The organism is Formosa sp. Hel1_33_131 (assembly GCF_001735745.1).
GTDB lineage: Bacteria > Bacteroidota > Bacteroidia > Flavobacteriales > Flavobacteriaceae > Hel1-33-131.
The window spans coordinates 2,066,798-2,086,948 of record NZ_CP017260.1; the positions used below are offsets into that span (position 1 = coordinate 2,066,798).

18 protein-coding genes and 1 pseudogene are annotated in these 20,151 nt (G+C 37.2%); 15 read left to right on the top strand and 4 right to left on the bottom strand.

The window, feature by feature from the left end:
- Nucleotides 1–52: 52 nt before the first annotated feature.
- Both FORMB_RS09525 and FORMB_RS09530 read right to left on the bottom strand, forming a co-directional pair.
- Entirely contained in the window at nucleotides 53–376 is a 324-nt protein-coding gene (locus tag FORMB_RS09525) for an antibiotic biosynthesis monooxygenase family protein (RefSeq protein WP_197493460.1), read from the bottom strand.
- A 7-nt stretch (nucleotides 377–383) separates the two neighbouring features.
- On the bottom strand, nucleotides 384–1,346 hold the full coding sequence (locus FORMB_RS09530) for a S66 peptidase family protein (RefSeq protein WP_231925534.1): 963 nt from the start codon (nucleotides 1,344–1,346) through the stop codon (nucleotides 384–386).
- Between the two features lie 161 nt (nucleotides 1,347–1,507).
- Between FORMB_RS09530 and metG the strand changes: the two genes are divergently transcribed.
- The 12 genes from metG to FORMB_RS09585 all read left to right on the top strand — a co-directional run bounded on the left by metG (nucleotide 1,508) and on the right by FORMB_RS09585 (nucleotide 15,950).
- Nucleotides 1,508–3,559, top strand: coding sequence for a methionine--tRNA ligase (metG, locus tag FORMB_RS09535; protein WP_069677230.1), 2,052 nt, complete (start codon nucleotides 1,508–1,510; stop codon nucleotides 3,557–3,559).
- Nucleotides 3,560–4,732: 1,173 nt separating this feature from the next.
- The gene (locus tag FORMB_RS09540; protein ID WP_069677231.1) at nucleotides 4,733–4,966 is read left to right on the top strand and encodes a type II toxin-antitoxin system ParD family antitoxin; all 234 of its coding nucleotides are present in this window, start codon (nucleotides 4,733–4,735) and stop codon (nucleotides 4,964–4,966) included.
- The gene (locus FORMB_RS09545) at nucleotides 4,966–5,274 is read left to right on the top strand and encodes a type II toxin-antitoxin system RelE/ParE family toxin (RefSeq protein ID WP_069677232.1); all 309 of its coding nucleotides are present in this window, start codon (nucleotides 4,966–4,968) and stop codon (nucleotides 5,272–5,274) included. Before FORMB_RS09540 ends, FORMB_RS09545 begins: the two co-directional genes overlap by 1 nt.
- A gap of 885 nt (nucleotides 5,275–6,159) precedes the next feature.
- Nucleotides 6,160–6,768, top strand: coding sequence for a hypothetical protein (locus FORMB_RS09550; RefSeq protein WP_069677233.1), 609 nt, complete (start codon nucleotides 6,160–6,162; stop codon nucleotides 6,766–6,768).
- 176 nt (nucleotides 6,769–6,944) lie between these two features.
- Entirely contained in the window at nucleotides 6,945–7,928 is a 984-nt protein-coding gene (locus FORMB_RS09555) for a hypothetical protein (RefSeq protein WP_069677234.1), read from the top strand.
- Between the two features lie 52 nt (nucleotides 7,929–7,980).
- Nucleotides 7,981–8,811 carry an FISUMP domain-containing protein gene (locus tag FORMB_RS09560; protein WP_083243947.1) on the top strand — a complete coding sequence of 277 codons (831 nt, stop codon included), beginning with the start codon at nucleotides 7,981–7,983 and terminating at the stop codon, nucleotides 8,809–8,811.
- Nucleotides 8,812–9,252: 441 nt separating this feature from the next.
- Nucleotides 9,253–10,605: a peroxiredoxin family protein gene (locus FORMB_RS09565; protein ID WP_083243948.1), complete on the top strand. Its 1,353-nt coding sequence runs from the start codon at nucleotides 9,253–9,255 to the stop codon at nucleotides 10,603–10,605.
- Nucleotides 10,606–10,809: 204 nt separating this feature from the next.
- Nucleotides 10,810–12,384: a sialate O-acetylesterase gene (locus tag FORMB_RS09570; RefSeq protein WP_083243949.1), complete on the top strand. Its 1,575-nt coding sequence runs from the start codon at nucleotides 10,810–10,812 to the stop codon at nucleotides 12,382–12,384.
- Between the two features lie 614 nt (nucleotides 12,385–12,998).
- Nucleotides 12,999–13,298: a GIY-YIG nuclease family protein gene (locus tag FORMB_RS09575; RefSeq protein WP_069677238.1), complete on the top strand. Its 300-nt coding sequence runs from the start codon at nucleotides 12,999–13,001 to the stop codon at nucleotides 13,296–13,298.
- A gap of 864 nt (nucleotides 13,299–14,162) precedes the next feature.
- Entirely contained in the window at nucleotides 14,163–14,381 is a 219-nt protein-coding gene (locus tag FORMB_RS09580) for a hypothetical protein (RefSeq protein ID WP_069677239.1), read from the top strand.
- 116 nt (nucleotides 14,382–14,497) lie between these two features.
- On the top strand, nucleotides 14,498–14,650 hold the full coding sequence (locus FORMB_RS13030) for a hypothetical protein (protein WP_157498134.1): 153 nt from the start codon (nucleotides 14,498–14,500) through the stop codon (nucleotides 14,648–14,650).
- Nucleotides 14,651–14,951: 301 nt separating this feature from the next.
- Nucleotides 14,952–15,950: a LacI family DNA-binding transcriptional regulator gene (locus FORMB_RS09585; RefSeq protein WP_069677240.1), complete on the top strand. Its 999-nt coding sequence runs from the start codon at nucleotides 14,952–14,954 to the stop codon at nucleotides 15,948–15,950.
- A gap of 13 nt (nucleotides 15,951–15,963) precedes the next feature.
- On the opposite strand, the gene FORMB_RS13160 is transcribed toward FORMB_RS09585, so the two are convergent.
- Nucleotides 15,964–16,140 carry a hypothetical protein gene (locus tag FORMB_RS13160; protein ID WP_197493461.1) on the bottom strand — a complete coding sequence of 59 codons (177 nt, stop codon included), beginning with the start codon at nucleotides 16,138–16,140 and terminating at the stop codon, nucleotides 15,964–15,966.
- Between the two features lie 449 nt (nucleotides 16,141–16,589).
- Between FORMB_RS13160 and FORMB_RS09595 the strand changes: the two are divergent.
- A pseudogene (locus FORMB_RS09595) lies at nucleotides 16,590–17,386 on the top strand (virulence RhuM family protein).
- 211 nt (nucleotides 17,387–17,597) lie between these two features.
- Here the strand turns inward: FORMB_RS09595 and FORMB_RS09600 are convergent.
- On the bottom strand, nucleotides 17,598–17,936 hold the full coding sequence (locus tag FORMB_RS09600; RefSeq protein WP_069677242.1) for a single-stranded DNA-binding protein: 339 nt from the start codon (nucleotides 17,934–17,936) through the stop codon (nucleotides 17,598–17,600).
- Between the two features lie 455 nt (nucleotides 17,937–18,391).
- On the opposite strand from FORMB_RS09600, the gene FORMB_RS09605 reads away from it, so the two are divergent.
- Together FORMB_RS09605 and FORMB_RS09610 are read left to right on the top strand one after the other, a co-directional pair.
- Nucleotides 18,392–18,739, top strand: a complete 348-nt coding sequence (locus FORMB_RS09605) for a hypothetical protein (RefSeq protein ID WP_069677243.1) — start codon at nucleotides 18,392–18,394, stop codon at nucleotides 18,737–18,739.
- 642 nt (nucleotides 18,740–19,381) lie between these two features.
- On the top strand, nucleotides 19,382–20,083 hold the full coding sequence (locus FORMB_RS09610; protein ID WP_069677244.1) for a hypothetical protein: 702 nt from the start codon (nucleotides 19,382–19,384) through the stop codon (nucleotides 20,081–20,083).
- The last annotated feature ends 68 nt before the right edge of the window (nucleotides 20,084–20,151 follow it).

The window sequence follows — 20,151 nt, forward strand, 5'->3', positions numbered from 1 at the left end:
TGCACCGCCATGCCTTCTCCAGAAATACCACGATTGTAAGAATCAGACATTGTTATTTTTTTAGAAAATCATAGTCGCGTTCTACTTTGGCAATACGCACTTTGTACTGGCTATACCATGTTTTTTGTCCTTTAATCTGTGCTTTTTGATGGTCCAAATTGTCTTTCCAGTGTTTGATGGATTCTACATCGCGCCAATAGGATATGGTGATTCCAATCTCGGAACTGGCATGTTCCATGCCCAAAAAACCGTCTTGTTGAAGAGCGAGTTCACTCATAAGCGCATCCGTTTCGGCATAGCCTTCGTTGTCATTTGTTCTTACAGAAGTGAAAATAACGGCGTAATAGGGGGGTGGGGGTGTGTTTGAAATCATCATAAAAAGTTTACTCTACAAATAAGACCCGCGTTTTTGATTTGGTCACATGGAGTTGAATTTTACGTCCAAAATAGAGGGCACGATTTTCAAATTCATGTCCTGCAGGAAATCCAAAGGCGACGGGTATATCCGTATCTTTGAGTACCTCCAAAATCAAAGCTTCAATGGATTGTCCCCAAGCAGGATTGTTGGTTTTCAGTTGACTCATATCGCCAATAATCACACCGGCACAGTGCTTAAAATAACCCGCACGTTTCAAGCTTTGTAACTGTCGATCGATATGGTATTTGTGTTCGCCAATTTCCTCGATAAAAATAATTTTTCCTTTGGTATCAAGTTGTGTGTCACTTCCTAAGGCGGCGGTTAATAAAGATAAATTTCCGCCTACAAGTGGCCCCATTGCATCTCCTGATTTGTTGTCAGAATATCCTTCAATTTCATAACTTTTTAGAGTTCCAAAAAGTGCAGATTTTAAGGTCGAAACAGAGTGTTTTATGGCGGTAGCATCATCGGTGAGGTTGATGCACATCATAGCGTGCAGACTCTCATATCCCATGTTGTTTAAAGCATTGTGCAATACCGTTACATCTGAATAGCCAACGATCCATTTGGGATGGATTTTAAAACCTTCAAAATCCAAATTATCTATAATTCGTAAAGTACCATAGCCGCCGCGTGCACACCAAATGGCTTTGATGTTTGGGTTGTCCAAGGCGGTTTGCATGTCGCTGCAGCGTTGGGCGTCGGTTCCTGCAAAATGATGTGATTTTGTTTGGAGGTGGTCTCCAAAAACGACTTCCAATCCCCAACTATTTAAGAGGGTTTTGGTTTTTTGAATCACTTCGGCATCTTGTTTTAAAATACCTGCTGGCGCAAGCACGGCAACCGTGTCTCCTGATTTTAAATAGGAAGGGCGAATCATTTCTAAGGATTTATGAGAAGTAAAAGAGGATGTGTTTGAGGAGTTCATAAGCGTCTTGTTTGGTTCTGAATGGATCAGTATTAAAAGGCACCACATTAAAGTATTAAGCATCATTTTGAAGGGCTTTTTGTAAAGATAGGAATTTCTATAAAATTCTGTTTCAAATTGGACGTAATTATATGTATTTTTGTACGAATAATTCAGATACAATGTCAAAACGTTTTACCATTACTGCCGCTTTACCTTACACGAATGGACCCATTCATATCGGCCATTTGGCGGGGGTGTATGTGCCTGCGGATATCTATGCACGTTACTTACGCTTACAAGGGCACGATGTGGCTTTTATTTGTGGAAGTGATGAGCACGGTGTACCCATTACCATTAAGGCTAAAAAGGAAGGCGTGACCCCACAAGATATTGTCGATCGTTTTCATGCGAATATCAAAACCTCTTTTGAAGATTTTGGAATTTCGTTTGATAATTACTCCAGAACTTCTGGGAAAATTCATCACGAGACGGCTTCTGAATTTTTTAAAACGCTGTATGATAAAGGCGATTTTATTGAAGAAACCACTGCTCAATTATACGATGCGGAAGCCAATCAGTTTTTGGCCGATCGCTTTGTGGTTGGGACTTGCCCAAAATGTGGCAATGAAGAAAGTTATGGCGATCAGTGTGAGGCGTGTGGAACAACCCACAATGCCACGGATTTAATCAACCCAAAATCCGCCATCACGGGTGCAGTTCCCTCTTTAAAAGAAACAAAACACTGGTTTTTACCACTAGACAAACACGAAGCTTTTTTAAAAGAATGGATTTTAGACAGGCATAAAGCCGACTGGAAACCCAATGTTTATGGGCAATGCAAATCATGGATTGACGATGGTTTGCGCCCGCGTGCCGTGACTCGCGATTTGGACTGGGGCATTCCTGTTCCTGTGGAGGGTGGCAACGGAAAAGTGTTGTATGTGTGGTTTGATGCGCCTATCGGATACATCTCTTCTACCAAAGAATGGGCCCAACGCGAAGGTAAGGATTGGGAACCGTATTGGAAAGATAAAGACACTACACTGGTTCATTTTATAGGAAAGGATAATATTGTATTTCACTGTATTATGTTTCCAGCAATGCTCAAAGCGGAAGGGAGTTATATCCTTCCCAAAAATGTGCCTGCCAACGAATTTTTAAACCTCGAAGGTCAAAAACTATCCACCTCCAAAAACTGGGCGGTGTGGTTGCCCGACTATTTAAAAGATTTTCCTGAAAAACAGGATGTGCTGCGGTATGTATTAACGGCTACGGCACCCGAAACAAAAGACAACGACTTTACGTGGAAAGATTTTCAAGCACGTAATAATAACGAGCTGGTGGCTATTTTTGGAAACTTCATTAATAGAGTTCTTGTATTGACCAATAAATATTATGAAGGCAGTGTGCCAAGTCCAAAGGCGTTTTCTGAAATTGATACCGAAACTTTAGAAAAAGTAAAAGCCTTTCCTGCAACGCTCTCAAAATCGATAGAGCGTTACCGTTTTAGAGAAGCAAGTCAAGAATTGATGAACCTTGCCCGACTGGGAAATAAATATTTGGCGGATGAAGAGCCGTGGAAAGTCATTAAAACCGATCCGGAACGTGTGCAAACCATTATGTATGTCGCGCTTCAGATTTCGGCAGCTTTGGCCGTGGTGTCCGAACCATTTTTACCAGCATCGTCTCAAAAACTAAAAACAATGCTTCAGTTGCCACCTCACTCTTGGGCAATGGTACAAAGTGGGGAACCTCTTTTAGAACCTACTCACCAAATAGGAAAAGCAGAACTGTTGTTTGCTAAAATTGAAGATGCTGAGATTGAGCAGCAGTTAGAAAAATTAGCTCAAAGTAAATTAGCAAACACCATTGCCAATAAAGTGGTAGAGCCTCAAAAAGAGACGGTTGCTTTTGAAGATTTTTCAAAGTTAGACCTCCGTGTGGGAACCATTATTTCGGCTGAAAAAATGCCTAAAGCCAAAAAATTATTGGTACTTCAAGTGGATACAGGCATTGATGTGCGGACCATTGTTTCAGGGATTGCCGAGAGTTTCACTGCGGAATCTGTGATCGGGAAACGTGTCACTGTTTTGGTGAATCTCGCCCCGCGTGCGTTGCGTGGCGTCGAAAGTCAGGGAATGATTTTAATGACCGAAACCCCCGAAGGAAAACTTGTTTTTGTCAATCCAGATGTAGCACAGGAAACTGCGAATGGGTTGAAGATTAGTTAGGGAAGTTTAAAGTGAACGCCACGCTTTAGCGTGGCGTTCACTTTTTTCACCACCCCAGACCTCCGTAGCTCATGCGTTTCCCTTACCAAAAGTAAGGTAATAAAACGCTTAAAATCAGGGGTTTGAAAACAAAAAAATCCCGTTCCGTCCATTATTTGCCCGTTTATTACGTCAATCAGCTGTTTGTTACATAGTGTTTTTATATTTTGGATTTAATTGCTTAATTGTACTTGAATTTGTAAGGTAAATTCATTTCAGATAAAAAAGTCTCTCCATTAATTTGGAGGGGCTTTTTTTGTGGATTCCGTTTGGAGAAAGAGTCGCAAAAATTAACATCAGTCTTACGCTCTAGCTCTCTTTAGTCTTGATTCTTTGTTCTTTCCATTTTCATCTTCATACTTCATACTCGATACTTAGTACTCTTTAGTCTTTACTCTCTTTTCTATTCTCTCTTTTCTATTCTCTCTTTTCTATTTTCTATTTTCTTTGTTCTTTCCATTTTCATCTTCATACTCGATACTTAGTACTCTTTAGTCTTTACTCTCTTTTCTATTCTCTCTTTTCTATTCTCTCTTTTCTATTCTCTCTTTTCTATTTTCTATTTTCTTTGTTCTTGATTCTTGATTCTTTGTTCTTTCCATTTTCATCTTCATACTCGATACTTAGTACACTTTACTCTATTTTCTTTCCTCCTCAAAATTCTTCATTTTTAACTTTTCGTTTTCCATTTACCACCCCAGACCTCCGTAGCTCATGCGTTTCCCTTACCAAAAGTAAGGTAATAAAACGCTTAAAATCAGGGGTTTGAAAACAAAAAAATCCCGTTCCTTACACTATATGACCGTTTGTTACGTCAATCAGCCGTTTGTTACATAGTGTTTTTATATTTTGGATTTAATTGCTTAATTGTACTTGAATTTGTAAGGTAAATTCATTTCAGATAAAAAAGTCTCTCCATTAATTTGGAGGAGCTTTTTTTGTGGATTCTGTTGGATGAAAGAGTCGCAAAAATTAGCAGGGGGGCTTGTCAAGTGGCTTAAGCCCCTTGTAATGGTTTAAGAATTTAGTCATCAGCTCAAGTCTTATGCTGAGGGACGTTGTTCGATAGGATGTCCATATTTGGCATATATAGATATTTTTATTATATTTGATACATCGCTAAAATGAAATAAAATGAATGTAAGTCTCACACAAAAACAAAAAGATTATATCTCAAATCAAGTAGAATCTGGAGATTTTCAAAATGCAAGTGAACTCGTTCGAGATGCTTTGCGTTTACATGAAGTCTATAGACACCGTGTTATTATGGATTTAAGAGCTGAAATTGAAAAGGGGTGGAATGGTCCCACAAGCAAGCGTACGGTTACAGATATAATTAATGAAAAACGTCAGAAAAAAGTACGCTAATGAGAAGCAAGATAACTCATTATCAACTGTCTCAAGAAGCCGATATTGATTTAGATGAAATTTTTGAGTATACTGAGAAAGCTCATGGATTTAATCAAGCTGTAGAATATCTTAACGCATTAGAAATTCTTTTTAATACATTGGTTTTAAATCCAGAAATAGGAAGAAAACGCCCTGAAATAAAGAGGGGTCTCTATAGTATTTCAGAACAATCCCGTAGTGTGTTTTATAGAATTATGGAGACTTGTATTAGAATTGTAAGAGTGCTTCACGGACAAAAAGAGATCCCCAAACATTTTAAAAAATAATATTTTGTTACGTCATTGTTCGTACAGCGCGGCAATCTGTTCAGCACAAGTTTTAGATTCAACAGATTACTTCGTCTTAATACTTAATACTCTTTAGTCTTACGTCCCTTTAGTCTTACGTCTTACGTCTTGATTCTTGTAACTCGTAACTCATAACTCATAACTCATAACTCATAACTCTTCACTTTTAACTTATCATTTATCACTTATCACTTATCACTTATCACTTATCACTTATCACTTATCACTTATCACTTATCACTTATCACTTATCACTTTTAACTTATCCGTTTTGCCTCAAATTCCCGTTCCTTACACCATTGCCTTGTTTTATTACGTCAATGTGCCGTTTGTTACATGATGTTTTTAGTTTAGGAGATTAATAACTTTATTTGTCATAATTCGTTCAATTAAGTAGGTTCGAATTTAGTACTCAAAGGAAAAAAGTCTGTTCATTTATTTGGATGGGCTTTTTTTTATGGACTTTTGGTAACTATGTCATTGGTCTGATTGTTGTTCGATCAGAATCGAAATCCTTAGTAATGACGTGTGTGTTGTCTATTTTCTATTCTCTTTTTTCTCACTTCTCACTTCTCGTTTTCCATTTACCACGCTTTAGCGTGGCGTCCACTTCTTAAATCCATACATCTCCCTTACTAAAAGTAAGGCAAAAACAGACTTTTAGTAAGGATTTCCCTTACCTTCTCTGAGGTTTTTCTTCTTTTGAACTGCTTTTTCCCTTTAAAAACCGCTCATTTTAACACCTCTTAAATCCCGTTCCTTACGCCTTTTGAACCGCTTATTACGTCAATGTGCCGTTTGTTACATGGTGTTTTGAACTGCTAGGGCTTCTCATTTTCTTTGTCAAAGAAACATAAATATTACATGCGTCAAAACTTTACCTTACTTTTGGTTTTATTCAGTCTTTATGGTTTTGCACAGTTGTATGTGCAGGAAGGCACGACCCTCAGTTTGGGAAGTCCACAAGCCGTTCTCAGTTCTCAAGAATCTAGCAATCAAATTAATGCCCCATTCCTTGGTGAGGGCGCACTTATACTCAACAGTGCATCCAAACAACGTCTGACCAGTAGCCAAGATGTTTTGGAACTTCCAACACTGCATATTGAAAACGCCGATTTGGTACAACTCCAAACCGCCTTCAACATTCAAAACCAACTGCACGTTGCCCACGGACAACTGACACTGCTTCACCCCATAACACTTCCAAATCCTACGTCGCTTGTTTTAGGTCAGTCTGCAGGAATTCTTACAACGCCACAAGGACCATTGGTGTACAACACCCAATTTGAAACTTCAAATCCTTTGGCGTTTCTGAACATACAACCCTTCTTACAATTTATAGAACCCAAAACACCTCCAACTACCAATTCTGTAGTGTTGGACTTTATACAGCGTTCCAACTTTGTAACCTTCATACACACTAATTATAATTGGAACTTTAAACCCTCCACCCCTCCACCAAAAGCGGTTTAATAGCAAGAATTAGGGAGTCAGTATTAAGCAAATCTAATTCTTTATGTCACGTAAAACGCCTCAAATGATAAATGAGAATCTGAAGTGCGTGTGTATTGAACAACAACCAAAAAAAACAAACAATTTTTTAACCCGAAGTCCAAAACTTCATACTTAACCATAAAACAATAATTATAATGAAACATTTAAAACAACAACTATTAATGGTGCTGTTTGTAGCATCAGGGCTGATGTCCTTTGCGCAAGTAGGGGTAGGCACCACCGATCCCAAAGCCTCACTAGATGTTAGTGGTGATGCAGCTACTGCCACAAGCGTAGATGGTATCATAGCGCCACGCCTTACAGGTGATCAGCTGAAAGCCAAAGATGCTGTGTACACCACAGATCAAAACGGAGCCATTGTCTATGTAACAGCAGCCGTCGGAACATCCACGGCTAAAACGATCAATGTGACTGCAGCTGGTTATTACTATTATGACAGTACAGTTCCTGTATGGAAGTCAATTGGTGGTGGAAGCGCTTCATCAGCTGGATTGGTTGCCAATCGTGTTGCTATCAGCAGTATTACTGCAGGAGCCAACGGCGTTTATACCGTTACCGATTCTAACACGCCAAGTGCAGCAGGTTCTCCTATATTAGCAACCTATGAAGATGCTGCAGGGAATGTTACTTCTGTAAACATTAACAACCGAACTGCGGGTACTTCCTTTGATGTGACTTTTGCAGCCACACCCGATGCCGCAGGATTTCTTAACTACGTATTTCCAACCGCCAATGTGAGTGTGGTTACAGGAGCCACAGGTCCAGCCGGAACAGCCGGAGCAGCCGCAACAGTCGCGGTAGGTACTGTATCTACATTAGCAGCAGGCGCCACGCCCACTGTTTCCAACTCAGGCACCACAGCCGCTGCTGTGTTAGACTTTGGGTTTGCAGTAGCCTCTGTATTAAAAGGCACACAAGCAACCGATGGTACCAATGCCGCATTTACAATTAGCAATACCAATATTAGTGCAACTTCTGTTGTCACCGTCAGCTACCAAAATAGTAGCAACGAAATTATTAACCACGCCATTACGGCGATTGCAGCAGGTTCTTTTACAGTACAATTTGCAGCCACACCCGCTTCTGGTGGGAAGATCCTTTATACGGTAGTCAACTAAATTTTTAAACCCAATAAAAACAATAAAGAATTAATAATTAATAATTTAAACCATGAAAAACAAGAACTTATTTTTAACCCTTTGCCTTATGGCAATGACGGTCTTTAGTTTTGCACAAGTGCAAAAAATAGACAACCTACAAGTAAATACAACGATGACTCCACCCGTTGTGACTAAAGTACAAATGGATGCCTTAACTCCCACAGCAGGCTTGATGGTGTATTGTACGGATTGTTCTCCAAAATGGCTTTATGTGGCTGATGGATCTAGCTTTGCAACTATAGGAGGAGGGCTAACTGCAGGAGTTATCCTTGCAGCGGGTGAGATATTTTCGCCTACCGGTAAAATATGGATGGACAAAAACCTTGGTGCAGCTTCTGTAGCAACAAGTTCTTCAGATGCAGCCTCTTATGGAGATTTATACCAATGGGGTAGAAAAGATGATGGGCACCAAATACGTACTAGCGCAACTGCTGCTGGCCCTGTAGCTGCGGGTGCAGAAGGTGCAAATTTTATTACCAGTATCACCATTCCTAATGATTGGTTATCTACACAAGATGGTAACCGTTGGTATGGAGAACTTTCTGTAAACGACCCTTGTCCTGCAGGCTATAGAGTACCTAGTGGTTCTGAGTGGCAAGCAGAACGTAATACTTGGGCAACAAAAAATAATGCAGGTGCTTTTACCGCACTTAAACTTCCAGTTGCTGGTTACCGCCACTTCATTAATGGTGCGCTCGGCAACTTGGGTAGCACCGGCGGCTATTGGTCAAGTACGGTTAGTGGTACTTACGCTCGCCGCCTAGGCTTCAGTAGCAGTGATGCCACCATGTACAGTCTCCCTCGTGCTTACGGCTTTAGTGTACGTTGCATTAAGGATTAATAAAAAAGAGACAAGAGTCAAGAGTCAAGAGTCAAGACTAAAAAAAGACTCAGCAGTCTTAAGTACTAAAATTAAAGACCATCGCATTGAGTTGCGGTGGTTTTTGTTTAAAAAGTATTAAGATGAAAGTGGAAAGTGGAAAGTGGAAAGTGGAAAGTTAAAAGTTAAAAGTGAAAAGTGAAAAGTGAAAAGTGAAGAGTTAAGAGTTATGAGTTAAAAGTTAAGAGTTAAAAGTGAAAAGTGAAAAGTGAAGAGTTAAGAGTTATGAGTTAAAAGTGAAGAGTTAAAAGTGAAGAGTTAAAAGTTAAGAGTTATGAGTTATGAGTTAAGAGTTACAAGACGTAAGACTAAAAAGTAATGAGTACTAAGTATTAAGTATTAAGAAAAAAGAGCATAGAGCATAGAAAATAGAAAAGAACACGAATTTAAAACGATATTAAAATGAAAATGATGAAGAAACAAATGATGCTGTTACTAATGGTGGTAACTACAAGCGGTAGTGTTCAATCGCAATCCATAAGCGCTACCCTTACAGCGCATGCAGGGCAACAGATCCGCTTAACAGGATTTAATTATGATGAAAGGTTAGAATTGGCAACAACTGTTGCGGATAGTACAGGAAATTTTGTACTTGAGTACCCAAAAGACTATAAAGGAATGGGGGTTCTAAATACCCAAGATAATAATAGTTTGGTACTGATGCTTACAGAACCAAGCATACAACTAAAAGGCACTCATATAACAGAGTCAGACAGTTTGGTGTATCGCAATAGTAACAACAACACCTTGTTTTTAAACTATGCCAAAGCACGTGGTATTAGAGAAGCGGCTTGGGTAGCTTTAAAGTATTTGCAACCACTTTACCAAGACCAAAAAGAATTGCAAAACCAAACCCAGTTGGCAAACCGAATAACTACAGAAATTGCACGCTTGGAGCAAAAAGACACCGATTTTTTAAAGCAATTAGATGCAGATAGTTATTTGCGTTGGTTTATACCTATGCGTACGCTGGTAAATGAAATGCCAAAAACCTACAACAAATACACAGAACGCATACCACAAAACATCCAACAGTTTAGAAGTATCGATTTTAAGCACCCAAATTTTAAAACATCTGGTTTGTTTAAAGAGCTGATAGAAGGGCACTATTTCTTACTAGAAAATATGGGGCAATCCATAGATAGTATTAATGTGCAAATGAATTTAAGTTCTAAATACCTTATAGACAACTTACAAGAAAATGATAGTTTGTTAAATACAGTATCTAATAATTTATTTAATTATTTTGAAAAACGTAGTTTGTTTAAAGCTTCAGAATATGTATCGCTGTATTTATTAAATAATTCCTATGGGGTTTTAGACGCCAATTTAGTGTTGAAATTAGAACGCTATCGCAAGCTAAAAGTGGGAGCTACAGCACCCGATATTACTTTTGAAAATAAACAAAAGTTAAGCGATTTGAAAACCAATAAATTAGTAGTGTTTGGTGCGAGTTGGTGTCCTTCTTGTAAAACCGATGCTTTAGAACTACTAAAACACTATGCTGCTTGGAAAACCAAAAATGTGGAAATTATTTATATCAGTATAGATACAGACAAAGCTGCTTTTGAAACCGCCTATAAAAATGCGCCCTGGCAAACGTTTTGCGATTTTAAGGGTTGGGACACAGAAGCTGCAAAAGCGTATTGTATTTCGGGGACTCCCACCTATTTTTTGTTAGATGAAAACAACAAAATTTTGGTGCATCCCAATTCGGTAGGACATGCCAATGCGTGGATAGATACTAAGTTTTAAAGTGATGAGTGATGAGTGATGAGTGATGAGTGATGAGTGATGAGTGATGAGTGATGAGTGATGAGTTGTGAGTGAAAAGAAAATAGAACCTGTCATTGCGAGATTTCCTGCCGAAGGTAGGTTTACCTACCGGTAGGTAGGCGCAGTGCGGCAATCTGTTTATTAGGAGTTATTTTAAACCGAGTAAAAACAATAATTAAAATAATGAAAAACAAGAACTTATTTTTAACACTTTGCCTTATGGCAATGACGGTCTTTGGTTTTGCACAAGTGAAAAAAATAGACAACCTACAAGTAAATACAACGCTGATTCTACCACTTGTGACAAAAGTACAAATAGAGGCCTTAACTCCTACAGAAGGGTCAATGGTATATTGTACAGATTGTTCCCCGAAGTCGATTTATATATTTAATGGTTTTTCTTTTATGAGTCTTTCTGGTTCATATCAATTGTCATCCGTTTTTGTATTTACTGCTTTTCCAATAAATAATAAGATTTATAAAAGAGACAAGGCTCTTAATTCATCTGTAGTGCCAATATCTGGGAGAATTGCTTCGTCGTCTAGTATTAGCAGTATTTCATTAGAAGTGTTCAGGAACAATTCATTGCTTTCTACAACAACAGAAGTTCTTAGCAATACAGATAATTTTGGTAATTATACATTTAGCTTTAGCCCAACGATTAATGCAGAACTGGCAAGTTATAAATTTGTTGTAAAATCGAATACAGGTCAAATCCTAAAGCAAGCAGATAACATCGCTTCAGGAGACATCTATATAGTAACTGGGCAATCTAATATCGTAACTCATAGTTCTAGTGTTGGAACCTTTCCATTTACCAACCCCTACATAAGAACTTTTGCTAGTCCTAACAATTTTACAAGTACCATTACAGTAATACGCCCTGCTGCACTTGGTGGCATCGGGTATTGGTTTGCAGAACAGATTGTTACGAATGAGAACATCCCTGTGTTGGTCTTAAATGGCGGTGAAGGAGGAAGACCTATATCGTTCTTCCAAAGAAACGATAGTGATCCCGATAATACTGCTACCAATTATGGTCAATTATTAACTCGGTATAAGTACGCGGGTTATGACCCCACAGATGTCACTTCTATTGTTTGGTATCAAGGTGAAAGTGATGGTTATCAAAGTTTAAGTTACTATACCAATTTATTTGATGCCTTGTACCAAGATTGGGAAGAAGATTACAACCCGGATAGCTATTATGTTTTTCAGGTGCATAAAGGATGTGGTGTTTCAATTACATCACAGATACCAGAAGCACATAGAGGTTTGCAAAACACGTATAGTAACCTAACAACGATTTCTACTAATGGGGCTTTACAAGGTTCCGATAATTGTCATTATTACAACACCAATGGATATGAGGTTTTGGCAGATCGTTTGTATGATATTTTAGATTTTAAATATTACGACGCTACATCAAGCGCTGGAATCTATTCTCCCAATGTGAGCAATGTGAAATTCGGTGATGCGAGTAAAACAACGATTACATTTCAGCTGGTACCTGCATCTGATACATATACCATGGGAAGTGGTATGGAAGATGACTTTTTAATAGAAAATAGTAGTTCAACCGTAACAAGCATAAGTCTTAGTGGTAATTTAGTGACGTTAACCCTCTCAACAGCAGCAACAGAAAGTAACGCTAAACTGACTTATTTAGGAGAGTCTCAGGCAACAGTGCCATATATTTTTAACCAAAACAACAATGGAATGTTAAGTTTTAAAGATGTTTTAATAGGTAATTTTTAGAAATAAAGTATATTGTATATTGATAAATTTTGCAATTGCAATTTCATGAAAAAACTCGAAATGAACGGATAAAAAAAATAAGTATACCAAACGGACCCCCTTCTGGGGGGGTGTTTTATACCCCAGCCCTTAGCGGTCTATTTTACAGCAACCTATAACCTCAAAATGTTATGTTTTTAAAAACCTTTACCAAACATTATGACCTACACCTATTACCCGCAGCCCATTCCAAAATACTGTTGGGAAATTTAATATGGAAGCCTTTTTGGGGCAAGCCAACGCTGCAATCCTACCTTCGGTAGGTAAGCTCATTAAAAGGACTCGTAAGTGTTCAACAGATTACTTCGTCCTGCGTCCTCGTAATGACGGGAGTGTATTGTCATTGCGAACGAAGTGCGGCAATCTGTTTATAAGGAGTTGTATGTGTTCAACAGATTACTTCGTCCTGCATCCTCGTAATGACGGGAGTGTATTGTCATTGCGAACGAAGTGCGGCAATCTGTTTATTAGGAGTTCGATGTTCAACAGATTACTTCGTCGTACCTCCTCGTAATGACGGGTGTGTATTGTCATTGCGAACGAAGTGCGGCAATCTATTTATAAAATCAATAAAAATGCAAAAATCACATGTATATTTTTTAACAAACAAGAATCATACGGTCATTTATATTGGTGTTACAAGCTATTTATTAAAACGAATCTACCAACACAAAACGAAAGTATATAAGGGCTTTACTTCCAGATACAATTGTGATCAACTGGTCTATGTTGAGGCTTTTGATAGTATTGTAGAAGCAATCGGTAGAGAGAAACAACTAAAAGCAGGAAACCGAAAACGTAAAGAAGCATTGATAAATTTAGAGAATCCAGATTGGTTGGATTTAAGTGAGGGTTGGGTGTTCTGTTTTGATTAACGCGTGTATTGTCATTGCGTCTTTTGTGTATTGTCATTGCGAGCGCAGCGCGGCAATCTGTTCAAAAGGAGTTCGATGTTCAACAGATTACTTCGTCGTACCTCCTCGTAATGACGGGAGTGTATTGTCATTGCGAACGAAGTGCGGCAATCTGTTTATAAGGAGTTGTATGTGTTCAACAGATTACTTCGTCGTACCTCCTCGTAATGACGGGTGTGTATTGTCATTGCGAACGAAGTGCGGCAATCTGTTTATAAGGAGTTGTATGTGTTCAACAGATTACTTCGTCCTGCGTCCTCGTAATGACGGGAGTGTATTGTCATTGCGAACGAAGTACGGCAATCTGTTCAAAAGTAGTTGTATGTGTTCAACAGATTACTTCGTCCTTCGTCCTCGTAATGACGGCAGTGTGTTACTTCGTCCTTCGTCCTCGTAATGACGGGAGTGTATTGTCATTGCGAACGAAGTGCGGCAATCTGTTCAAAAGTAGTTGTATGTGTTCAACAGATTACTTCGTCGTACCTCCTCGTAATGACGGGAGTGTGTTACTTCGTCCTTCGTCCTCGTAATGACGGCAGTGTGTTACTTCGTCTTGGTTTTATCTCAAATTCCCGTTCCTTACACGAAACAGTACCTAGGTTACGTCAATGTGCCGTTTGTTACATGACGCTTTTAGGGGTCTGGTTTTATAGCTTTCTTTGTTTAAGAAAATTAACATAAAAATTAACAAAATATAAATAAATTATTTCTTTTAACTCCATGGTTATAGAAAAGTTATATTAAGAAATAGACCAAAAGAGTGCTAGAATTAGAAATTATTTTGATGTAGTATAATAGTTAAATTTTAAACAGTATTAAGTTTTGATGTTTAGAGACGGAGAAAGCCATGCATTTGAGGTGTTTGTTAAAATTCCTTCCATGTATGGTGACACTCTGAATTTTCAGATGGAACATTTAACCCAACCAACTCTAAAACGCGCTGTTACGGGATTTACACAAATAGATGAATTTATGAATGATAAAAATAATGAAGCAGGAACTATGGGGCAAGTCCTCTGTACCGCGGGAGCGGGAATAGACTGACTAGACCCTGTTTCGAAAGCCGATTCAAAATATTTGATTATAATGGAGAATCGGCACTGCCTGCTTTTGAAAAAAGTGAACGCCACGCTAAAGCGTGGTAAATGGAGAAGTGAAAAATGGGAATTAGTAAATGGAAAATGGAAAGTGAAAAGTTAATAATGGGAAGTGATGAAGATAAAAGTGAAAAATGGGAAGTAGTAAGCACAAAGTTAAAAGTTAAAAGTGAAAAATGGGAAGTAGTAAGCACAAAGTTAAAAGTTAAAAGTTAAAAGTGAAAAATGGGAAGTAGTAAGCACAAAGTTAAAAGTTAAAAGTTAAAAGTGAAAAATGGGAAGTAGTAAGTGGAAAGTTAAAAGTGGAATATGACTTAAGACGAAAAGGGACGTAGGACGTAAGATGAATGCGTATTAAGGCTTACATGTCTGACCTTTTAAATAATAATAAAGTAATGAACCAGGGTTCAAGATTTTTCACTTTCCGCTTTCCACTTATCAGTTTTTTTCTATAGTTTTAAATTTTGTTGCTACTTTTGGTTATACTACCTTAGCCTTCATTATTTAAAATGCTTTTATGGCGGGATCAAACATTACCTTAAAACAATTGTCATCTATCTTAGGGGTGTCTATTTCAACCATTTCCAAAGCGTTGAATGACAGCCATGAGATCAGTGATGTGACCAAAAAACGCATTGTGGAGATGGCAAAGTTGCACAACTATCAGCCAAATAAAATTGCAGTGGGTCTTAAATCTGGAAAAACCAATACCATTGCGGTGGTGATTCCGAGTGTTCAAAATAGTTTTTTTGCACGGGCTTTGTATGGCATTGAAAGTCTGATTTCGGAAACTAATTTTAATATTATTGTGTGTCTCACCAAAGAATCCCATGCCAAGGAAGTGGAAACATTTAATATGTTGTCCAATGGTGTTGTGGATGGTTTTATAGTGGCGGTTTGTGAAGAAACACAGAGTTTACAAAATTACGATCATTTTACGAATGTGATGGAAAATGGCAAATCGGTTGTGATGTTTGACCGCGTGATTGATTCTGTAAACTGCGGAAAAGTGACCACCAATGATTTTACAGCTTTGTCCGAAGCCACTCAAAAACTGATTAGTTCGGATCGAAAAAACATTGTGTTACTCTCTACAATTCATAAGTTGAACGTTGGAAAACAACGGACACAAGGCTATTTGAAAGCGATGAAAGCGGCTGGTTTTACGCCTACTGTTTTGGAGTCGGACGAACAGCAGGCAGGTGCCGTGATGGTGGAGTATTTAAATGCCCACCCTGTTGATGCCATTATTGCATTGGACACCGATGCGTCTTTGGCGGCCTTAAAAGCGGTGAAAATTTCTGGAAAGCAAATTCCAAAGGATGTGGCGGTGATTGGTTATGTTAGCGAGCGTATGGCACACAACCTTACGCCAGAATTAACGACGATCAATCAACACAGTTATACGATTGGGAATGCAGCAGCACGCATGATTGTGGAGTCCATCAGAACCAAATCTAAGGAGATTCAGCAAGTGGTGATCAGTTCTACTTTGTCGGTACGCGATTCGTCTTAAAAAACAGGATATTTCATTTTTCAGTTTCTAATGCCATTTCTTCGGGAGTAACTTCAATTACTTTTCCATTCTGGGAAATTACTATGGGCGTTTTTTTAAACTTCTTAAATTCAATCATTTTTGTATGCGCAATCTTCAACCCTTTAGTAACTTTAGCCTCTAAATCAGATAATTCTTTTTTAATTGTCATGATATGTTGTTTTGTTACTCTGATTGTGTTCTTAGTTGTTGTAAATATAAAAAATCTATATTTCGTTAGCAAATGCACTTTAGAGACGAAGTAGAAATTGATAAATTCATTCTAAAAAAACTTTTTGTTTTCGAGTATTCTATGATTACAAAAATTGTTATTTATACGAGGGCTTTACTTCTCACAAAATCCTATATTTGATACAATAAAACATAGACTATCTTTATCTTATGGAAAGATAATAACTTAAGAATAATAAACTTATGCAATCAGAAATTATCATTTATCAAACTGAAGATGGGCAAACTAAAATACAAACACGTTTAGATAATGAAACGGTATGGCTCACCATAGAACAATTGAGTGAATTATTTCAAAAATCACGTTCTACCATTAATGAACATATTTTAAACATTTTTAAGGAAGGAGAACTTGAAAAAGAAGCTTCAATGAGAAAAATCGGAATTTCCGATTTTTCTACCAAACCAACCAATATATACAACCTTGATGTGATTATTTCAGTAGGCTATCGTGTAAAATCTCACAGGGGAGTACAGTTTCGTAAATGGGCAACCGCACGACTTAAAGAATATATCATCAAAGGTTTTACAATGAATGATGACCTATTAAAAGAAGCAGGAGGAGGTAATTATTTTGATGAGTTGCTAGAACGAATCAGAGATATTCGCTCATCTGAAAAAGTATTTTGGCGTAAGGTATTAGATATCTATGCAACCAGTATTGACTACGATTCACAAGTAGAAGAGTCAAAAACTTTTTTTAAGACCATTCAAAATAAAATGCACTGGGCAGTCCATGGCAATACTGCATCCGAAATTATTTATAAACGAGTAAATGCCAATGCCAAGCAACTAGGATTAACCAATTACAAAGGAGAAAAACCAATTAAAAGTAAACGGAAATTGCAAAAAATTATCTTAATAATGAAGAACTCGATGTCTTAAATCGAATTGTTACTGCATATCTTGAAATCGCAGAGTTACAAGCTTTGAATCGCAAGCCTATGTATATGCACGATTGGATTGTACGTCTTGATGATTTTTTAAAAATGACAGGAAATAAGGTGCTTGATAATGCAGGGAGTGTTAGTCATAAAAAAGCCATTGATAAAGCACATGGCGAGTATGAAAAATTTAAACAAAAGGCTAAAGAAGCTTTAAGTAAGGTAGAGGAACATTTTATCAAACAAATAGATGCTACAACAAAACAGTTAAAGAAAAAATAAACTTTCTTTTGTATAAGGATCGTTTAATGAAGTGCTTTAAAGAGAATACTAAATATTTTCACCCTATAGTAACTTTAGCCTCTAAATCAGATAATTCTTTTTTAATTGTCATGATATGTTGTTTTGTTACTCTGACTGTGTTCTTATGTGTTATAAAATTAAAAAGAGAGTCCCAGTGGAACTCTCTTTTTCTTATCAGAAGTAAACTTTCTTACTGTTTGTTTCCCAACATTAGAACTTCATTCACCACCACTTCTGTGATGTAACGTTTTTCGCCTTCTTTGGTTTCATAGCTTCTGGAAGTTAATTTGCCTTCAACCGCAATTTCTTTGCCTTTGGTGACGTAGTTTTCAATGATTTCAGCAGTTTTGTTCCATGCAACGAGATTATGCCAATCTGTTTTGGTTTGTTTTTGTCCATCGGCATCTTTGTAATACTCGTTTGTTGCTAATGAAAATTTTGCTAATTTTTTTCCACTGTCTAAAGTGATAATTTCTGGGTCATTTCCCAAGTTTCCAATTAACTGTACTTTGTTTCTGAGTGTGTTCATGATAAAATAATTTTAAGGTTATAACAGTTTTACTATCGAACGATTCGACACTGCAAAGATGTGATGCTATCCAAATGTTAGTCGGTAATTACCTATTTAATTTCGTTTGTAATTACTTGTAGTCGTTTGTAATTGAATAAATTTTTAGTATATTTCGGGTCTGTAACCAGAAATCAATTGACATGAACCATCCATCACTAAAACTTGATACTCAATAAAAATGCTTAAAATGGATGCACCATGTGACCTTTGAAAAACAATAAATAGATATACATGAACCATCCATTACTAAAATTTGATATTCAATAAAAATGCTTAAAATGGATGCACCATGTGACCTTTGAAAAACAATAAATAGATATACATGAACCATCCATCACTAAAACTTGATACTCAATAAAAATGCTTAAAATGGATGCACCATGTGACCTTTAAAAAACAATAAATAGATATACATGAAAAAGCAATGCCCAGAGTGTAACGATCCAATTATTGGACGAACGGACAAGAAATTTTGTAGTGATGGCTGTCGCAATAGCTATAACAACCGTGTGAATAAAGACCAGAAAAACCTGATCCGAAATATCAACAACCGATTGCGAAAAAATTGGCGTATTCTGGAAGCTCTGAATCCGCATCAAAAAACAAAATCGACACGGGATAAACTTATTTCAGCAGGGTTTGACTTTAATTATTTCACCAGTATTTATACAACAAAGTCAGGGACGGTTTACTATTTTGTGTACGACCAAGGTTATTTGCCCTTAGAAAACCATTATTATGCGTTGGTGAAACGAGAATAGTGTAGTTCAAAACGATTCATTATTCCGTTTACCCCCCCAAAACCCCCGTTTGTTACGTCATTTGACCGTTGGTTACATGAGCGTTGCGAGGAGTTTAAAGGCTGTATATATTTGACGTATGTAATTTAATATCTTACTTAAAAGTTAAATTGGTTAATTTTGAAAAAACATCACATTCGTGATGTTTTTTTTGTTTTAAAACGAACACACGTTCCGTTTATACATTAAATACGTCCGTTTATTACATGAATTGTCCGTTCGTTACATAGTGATTGTAAGAACTGTAAAGGGTATGTATATTTGAAGTGTATAATATCTTTATATTATTAAAAGTTAAATTGGTTAATTTTGAAAAACACCACATTCGTGGTGTTTTTTTTTTCTTAAAAGCGAACACGCATTCCGTTTATACATTAAATACGCCCGTTTATTACGTTAAACGTCCGTTCGGTACATGACGGTTGTAAGAACTGTAAAGGTTATATATATTTGGTGAACGTAATATCTACTTATTACTAAAAAGTTAAATTGGTTAATTTTGGAAAAACACCACCCTCGTGGTGTTTTTTTTTGCTTAAAAGCGAATGAAAAATCAACTTACTTTCAAAAAATCGATTACTTTTGAATCAAAATTTTATAAAAATGAAACAATTAAAATACACAATCTTACTAGCCCTTTGTTTTTCAATGCAAATTCAGGCACAAAACCAGACGACCTTAGTAGCTCATTACAAGGCCTTTTATGCTCAGATGCAACAACAAGGCGATATCCAAGGTGTGATTAATGCGATGACTCACCTCGTTTTATTAGAACCCAACGTAAAACGTAAAGATACGTTAGCAGCGCTTTATATGAACGAAGGGAAGTATGTACAAGCTTTAAATCTAATTGGAGTTGAACTGTTAGAATCAGACACCAATTTAGCAACTGAAGTGAAAGCCGTTAGTTTGAAATCTCTCAACGAGCCCAAACGTGCCATTGAACACTATGAAGTTCTTTACAAGCAAAAACGAACTGTTTCTCTTGCTTATGAATTAGCGGATTTGAAAATCCAAACGGATGATCTTACAGGGGCATCTTTAAACATAACCTACGGAATAGCCAATGCTACAACCGATATGATGAAGCCTTACTATGAAACACAAACGCCGTATCAAGTACCAGTTTTGGCAGGGTTTATGTATTTAAAAGCGATCGCTAAATTTAGAGAGAATCCAGAAACAAATCACGATGCTTCTATTTTAATCTTAAATGAAGCCTTACAATTAGCGCCTAATTTTAATATGGCAAACTTAGCTATTGATGCGATACGCGCACAAAAAGAAGCTCCAAAAACAGAGTAAGTTTTTTTAAAAAATAAGCATAAAAAAAGAGGCTGTCTGAAAAGTAAATAAACCTGTCATTCTGAATT

Excerpts from the sequence above, each read along its gene's own strand:
- FORMB_RS09525 (WP_197493460.1), bottom strand. The coding sequence starts at position 376 with ATGATGATTTCAAACACACCCCCACCCCCCTATTACGCCGTTATTTTC.
- FORMB_RS09530 (WP_231925534.1), bottom strand. The coding sequence starts at position 1,346 with ATGAACTCCTCAAACACATCCTCTTTTACTTCTCATAAATCCTTAGAA.
- metG (WP_069677230.1), top strand. The coding sequence starts at position 1,508 with ATGTCAAAACGTTTTACCATTACTGCCGCTTTACCTTACACGAATGGA.
- FORMB_RS09540 (WP_069677231.1), top strand. The coding sequence starts at position 4,733 with ATGAATGTAAGTCTCACACAAAAACAAAAAGATTATATCTCAAATCAA.
- FORMB_RS09545 (WP_069677232.1), top strand. The coding sequence starts at position 4,966 with ATGAGAAGCAAGATAACTCATTATCAACTGTCTCAAGAAGCCGATATT.
- FORMB_RS09550 (WP_069677233.1), top strand. The coding sequence starts at position 6,160 with ATGCGTCAAAACTTTACCTTACTTTTGGTTTTATTCAGTCTTTATGGT.
- FORMB_RS09555 (WP_069677234.1), top strand. The coding sequence starts at position 6,945 with ATGAAACATTTAAAACAACAACTATTAATGGTGCTGTTTGTAGCATCA.
- FORMB_RS09560 (WP_083243947.1), top strand. The coding sequence starts at position 7,981 with ATGAAAAACAAGAACTTATTTTTAACCCTTTGCCTTATGGCAATGACG.
- FORMB_RS09565 (WP_083243948.1), top strand. The coding sequence starts at position 9,253 with ATGAAAATGATGAAGAAACAAATGATGCTGTTACTAATGGTGGTAACT.
- FORMB_RS09570 (WP_083243949.1), top strand. The coding sequence starts at position 10,810 with ATGAAAAACAAGAACTTATTTTTAACACTTTGCCTTATGGCAATGACG.
- FORMB_RS09575 (WP_069677238.1), top strand. The coding sequence starts at position 12,999 with ATGCAAAAATCACATGTATATTTTTTAACAAACAAGAATCATACGGTC.
- FORMB_RS09580 (WP_069677239.1), top strand. The coding sequence starts at position 14,163 with ATGTTTAGAGACGGAGAAAGCCATGCATTTGAGGTGTTTGTTAAAATT.
- FORMB_RS13030 (WP_157498134.1), top strand. The coding sequence starts at position 14,498 with ATGGGAATTAGTAAATGGAAAATGGAAAGTGAAAAGTTAATAATGGGA.
- FORMB_RS09585 (WP_069677240.1), top strand. The coding sequence starts at position 14,952 with ATGGCGGGATCAAACATTACCTTAAAACAATTGTCATCTATCTTAGGG.
- FORMB_RS13160 (WP_197493461.1), bottom strand. The coding sequence starts at position 16,140 with ATGACAATTAAAAAAGAATTATCTGATTTAGAGGCTAAAGTTACTAAA.
- FORMB_RS09600 (WP_069677242.1), bottom strand. The coding sequence starts at position 17,936 with ATGAACACACTCAGAAACAAAGTACAGTTAATTGGAAACTTGGGAAAT.
- FORMB_RS09605 (WP_069677243.1), top strand. The coding sequence starts at position 18,392 with ATGAAAAAGCAATGCCCAGAGTGTAACGATCCAATTATTGGACGAACG.
- FORMB_RS09610 (WP_069677244.1), top strand. The coding sequence starts at position 19,382 with ATGAAACAATTAAAATACACAATCTTACTAGCCCTTTGTTTTTCAATG.